At 71.9% G+C, this 3,419-nt stretch carries 3 protein-coding genes; 1 reads left to right on the top strand and 2 read right to left on the bottom strand.

Annotation, left to right across the window (positions count from 1 at the left end):
* Nucleotides 1-156: 156 nt before the first annotated feature.
* Complete coding sequence (locus FV242_RS33275; protein ID WP_147941927.1) at nt 157-1,104, top strand: dihydrodipicolinate synthase family protein; 948 nt, start codon at nt 157-159, stop codon at nt 1,102-1,104.
* Between the two features lie 90 nt (nt 1,105-1,194).
* Here FV242_RS33275 and FV242_RS33270 read toward each other — a convergent pair whose 3' ends face one another.
* Together FV242_RS33270 and FV242_RS33265 are read right to left on the bottom strand one after the other, a co-directional pair.
* Nucleotides 1,195-1,584, bottom strand: a complete 390-nt coding sequence (locus FV242_RS33270; RefSeq protein WP_246693006.1) for a hypothetical protein — start codon at nt 1,582-1,584, stop codon at nt 1,195-1,197.
* A 184-nt stretch (nt 1,585-1,768) separates the two neighbouring features.
* The gene (locus FV242_RS33265) at nt 1,769-3,055 is read right to left on the bottom strand and encodes an efflux RND transporter periplasmic adaptor subunit (RefSeq protein ID WP_147941926.1); all 1,287 of its coding nucleotides are present in this window, start codon (nt 3,053-3,055) and stop codon (nt 1,769-1,771) included.
* Nucleotides 3,056-3,419 lie beyond the last annotated feature (364 nt).

The following is a 3,419-nucleotide window of genomic DNA, read 5'->3' as shown; positions in this document are numbered from 1 at the left end:
CCCCCGCCCGGAACGGCAGCAGGCCGGCCGGCGGAGGCCCGTCCCTGACAGGACCGGATCTTTTTGGCAAAGCCGGGGACCACCTTTCGGGACGATGCTCTATGATCTTCCCCGCACGGCCGCCCCTCGAGCCGCGCGACGGAGGACAGAACCGGCATGCCCCTCACCAGCGATCTCCGCGGCGTCGTGCCGATCGCCCCGACGCCGTTCCACCCGGATGGCCGGATCGACGCGGTCTCCCTCGACCGGATGATCGACTTCTTCGGCGGTGCGGGTGTCGACGGCCTGACGATCCTGGGCCAGCTTGGCGAGGCCGGCAAGCTCGACCATGGCGAAGGGCTCGCCGTCGCGAGACAGGTCCTCGGGCGCACCCGCCTTCCGGTGATCGTCGGCGTGACGGCGCCGGGCTTCGCGGCCATGCGGGCACTCGCTCGCGAGGTGATGGAGATGGGCGCGGCCGGCGTGATGATCGCACCGCCGAATACCCTGCGCACCGACGACCAAGTGGTCGGCTATTACCGCAACGCCGTCGAGGCGATCGGCTCGGACGTCCCCTTCGTGCTTCAAGACTATCCCCTCACCTTCTCGGTGCAGATGACGCCCGGCGTGATCCGCCGGATCGTGTCCGAGAGCCCCTCCTGCGTGATGCTCAAGCACGAGGACTGGCCGGGGCTGGAAAAGATCTCGACCCTGCGGGGCTTCGAGGCGGACGGCTCGATGCGCCACATCGCGATCCTGGTCGGCAATGGCGGCCTGTTCCTGGATTTCGAGACCGAGCGCGGCGCCGACGGCGCCAACACGGGCTACGCCTTCCCGGAGATGCTGGTCGACGTGGTCCGCCTCGGCCGGGCGGGGGAGCGCGACGCCGCCCACGACCTGTTCGACGCCCACCTGCCCTACCTGCGCTACGAGCAGCAGCAGGGCCCGTTCGGGCTCGCGGTGCGCAAATACGTGTTCCAGCGCCGGGGGATCTTCTCGTCCGACGCCCAGCGCAAGCCGTCCCAGGCGCTCACCCCGCAGGCCAAGGCCGAGGTCGAGTACCTGCTGGCCCGCCTCGCCCGCACGGATCCGCGGGCGAAGCTTATGGAGTCCCAAGGTCTGTGATCGGTCAGGGCTCCGCCCTGGCGACCCGCCAGAGCGCGGAGCCCTTTGGAAACCCCGTTCGGGCGCTCAGTCGAGCCGGTAGGCGATGACCTAGTCGCCCGGCGTGGTGCCGAGGGAGCCGTGGCCGCCGGCGGCGATCACGACGTATTGCCGGCCGTTGCCCCGGTAGGTCATCGGGGTCGCCTGCCCGCCCGCCGGCAGCGTCATGGACCAGAGGGTCTCTCCTTTCTGCATGTCGTAGCCGCGGATCAGGTCGTCCAGGGCGGCGCCCGCGATGGCGACCCCGCCGGCCGTGGTCAGGGTGCCGCCATGGGCCAGCATGCCCATCTCGAACCGGATCGGGAACGTGATGCCGGCGATCTTCTGGCCGGCCGCGGTACCGCTGCGGTGCCTCCACGCGGTGGTGCCGTCCGCGAGGTTCACCCCGACCCGCACGCCCCAGGGCGGCGCGTTGCAGGGCACGCCGAGCGCCGAGCGCATGTGGGCGATCGACACTGCGTAGGAGCCGCCGAGCTTCTCGTTGCCGGGCTTCGAGTCCGGGTCGGTGGAGAACGGGCGCTTGTTCGGCTCGGCCTCCGGGCGCCGATGCAGCTGGTTGGTTTCAGGCTGTGCGGATCGACGGGCCGGGGGCGGCCCTCACGTCCGAGCCCTCACGTCCCAGTCTTCACGTCTCAGTCTTGCCCTCCGGCCGCAGGGCGACCGGGTCGCCGTCGCGCAGCGACGCCGGCGGCCCGACCACGACCCGCTCGCCGCCGGTCAGGCCGGTGCGCAGCTCCAGCACCGTCCCGGTCTGACGGAAGATCGTCACCGGGCGCATCCGCACCACATGACCACTCTCTGCGCCAGCCTCCACCACCGCCACCCGGGTGCCGTCCTGATCGAAGATCAGGGCGTCGTTCGGGACCGACACCGCCGGGGACACCCGGGGGATCGCCAGGGTGAGGGTGATGTAGAGGCCGGCCTGCAGGACCCGGTCCGGGTTGGGGATGTCGACCTGCGTCACCAGGGTGCGCGAGGCGTGGAGCAGGGTCGTGGACGAGCGCGAGACCCGACCGGGGAAGACCTGTCCGGGGCGCTGCGCCACCTCGGCCTTGGCCTCCAGGCCGTCGCGGATTCCGTCGGCCGCGTACAGCGGCACGTTCACCGCCATGCGCAGCACGTCGTCCCGGGCCAGCGTCAGCAGCGGCGCGCCCGTGTTGGTGTCCGCCGTGACCGCGTCGCCGACATCGGTGTTGCGGGTGGTCACGACCCCGTCGAAGGGCGCGCGGATCTGCTCGAAGCCGGTCAGGACCTTGAGCCGGGCGACCTGGGCCTCCTGGGCGGCGATGTTGGCCTCCGCGACCTTCACGGCCGCCTTGACCGCGTCGACGTTGGCGCCCTGCGCCAGCACCCCGGCCTGCGCAGTGTCGGCGTTCTGCCGGGTCTCGGTGCCGCTGCCGGCCAGCGTCGAGGTCCGCCGGTTGGTCACGTCCGCGAGGTGGCGGTTGGCCTCGGCCTGGTCGACCATGGCGCGCGCCTGGATCAGCGCCGCCTGCAATTGCAGCACCTGCGATTGCGCCTGGACGAGCTGCTGGTCGAGGTCGGGCGCGCTGATCCGGAACAGCAGGTCGCCCTTCTTCACGTGCGAGCCGATATCGACCTTGCGCTCGACGATGTAGCCGGTCGCCCGCGGATAGAGGCTCGCCGTGTCGAAGGCCTGGGTGGTGCCGGTCTGGGTCAGGCTGAGCGTGTCGGAGGCCTGCCGGGCCATGGCCACCCGCACGGTCTGGAGCTTCTTGGCCGCCTGCGGCGGGCTCGATGCCCGGGACGGGTCCGGCCAGTGGCGGTAGCCCAGGAGCCCGACGGCCGCCAGCGCCAGCAGGCCGACCCACAGGCGGCCGCGCCGCGCGGGGCCGCCGGCCGCATCCGGCGCAGCTGATGCGCGCGCGGCTGAACTGTCCCGGTCCGCCATCTGGTCCTCGGGTCGCGCCGAACGTCCGCCTGGCAGGGGCGATCCGGCCTGCGGCCGGCGTCCGCCAACCGGGACACGTTCAAGAGTGTATTCAAGTCATAGACCAGGCCCGGGGTCCGGGCGAGATGCCGCAGCGCACGATCCTGTGCTGGATCCTCCGATGCCGCGGCCGGTTACCCTCGCGACGGGGCTGGATTCCGACCCCTGCTTCCAGACGCGCCGCCGCCGGACCGGTCCCCCTCTTCGGCGGCGCGCTCCAACAGGCCGACACGCGATGACCGAGATCTCCCGGCGCTCCATGATTGCCGCCGCGGGCGGTGCAATGATGGCGTCCCCCGCCCTGGCGCAGCCCGCCGCCGCGCCC

The sequence above is a fragment of the Methylobacterium sp. WL64 genome (assembly GCF_008039945.1).
Lineage (GTDB): Bacteria > Pseudomonadota > Alphaproteobacteria > Rhizobiales > Beijerinckiaceae > Methylobacterium.
Note: the sequence above shows the minus strand (reverse complement) of the source record. Positions and strands in the feature narration are given on the sequence as shown.